The sequence below is a fragment of the Streptomyces sp. ID05-39B genome, assembly GCF_033794725.1.
Taxonomy (GTDB): domain Bacteria; phylum Actinomycetota; class Actinomycetes; order Streptomycetales; family Streptomycetaceae; genus Streptomyces; species Streptomyces bobili.
In genome coordinates this window covers 1-1107 of the sequence record NZ_JARGEF010000519.1, presented here as the reverse complement: position 1 = coordinate 1107, position 1107 = coordinate 1, and the positions used below count along the sequence as shown (strand labels likewise).

Below are 1107 nucleotides of genomic sequence, written 5' to 3'. Positions count from 1 at the left end.
GTGGGGGTGACGGGGGCCGGGGCCGAGACGGCCTCGCCGTCGCCGTCCGGGTCTCCTTCCGCGTCGCCGTCCGTTTCGGCACCGCCCTCGGCGCGGGCGGCCGATCCCGTGGACGTGCGGATGTCGCTGAGCTTTCCGCCGGGGGACGTCGCTCCCGAGAGCAGGGTCTACCTCACGGTCAGGGCGGACATCGTCAGCGGGACGCCGTCGAAGCTGAAGGCGGTCATCCGGATGCCGGCCGGGCTGGAGTACTTCTCCGACGCGTTTGACCACAACGAGACCAAGGAGTGCGCGAACTCCGCGGACAAGCGGACCGTGACCTGCACGTCGCAGTACACCCCGGCGCGGGCGCTGACGTACCGGTTGCAGATGCTCGTCGGTGACCATGTGAAGCCGGGCACCGATCTGCCGCTCACCGCCACCGCGAGCACCGGTGACGAGCCCGACGCCACCCCGGCAGACAACACGGACTCGACGACCGTCCAGGTGCGCACGGGCGCCGACTTCGGCGTCGAGTGGCACGCGCCGAAGACGTCCGTGCAGCCCGGGGAGTCGGTCACCACGAAGCTGGTCGTCACCAACCACTCCGACCGGACCTCGCGGGGGCCCGGGGGCGTGGTGATGCGGACGTTCGACGAGTTCTGGCCCTACGAGTCGCCCGGACTGCCCTGCTGGGCCGAGAGCTACCGCTTGATCTGCGAGTGGGAGGCGGGGTTCGCCCCGGGAGAGAGCCGCACCTTCGTCATGAAGTGGCGGTTCTCGAAGGAGAACGCGGGAAAGACGGTACGGGCGGAGGCGGTGACCCTCTTCAACGACCCTGACGACCCGGTTCCCGGCAACAACCAGGACGAGTTGGTCCTCAGGATCGCCAAGGTGTCCGGGACACCCGAGCCCACGCCGACACCTACTCCGACGCCGACCGTCTCCGCTTCGGCCTCCGCTGCCGCTCCCCAGCCCTCCGGCAACGGGGGCGGCGGGAACCTCGCGTCCACCGGGGCCGGGGTCGGGCCCGGGGTGCTGGGCGCGGCCGTGGGGATGGTCGTCCTCGGAGGCGGGATGGTCGTTGTCGTGAGCGCTCGGCGGCGGTCGCGGTGAGCGGGGGCGGAG

The 1107-nt window shown here is 71.4% G+C and carries 1 pseudogene; it reads left to right on the top strand.

Annotated elements, in window-relative coordinates:
• Positions 1-1095: pseudogene (locus tag P1P75_RS41640) on the top strand (hypothetical protein); the annotation flags it as partial.
• Between the last annotated feature and the right edge of the window lie 12 nt (positions 1096-1107).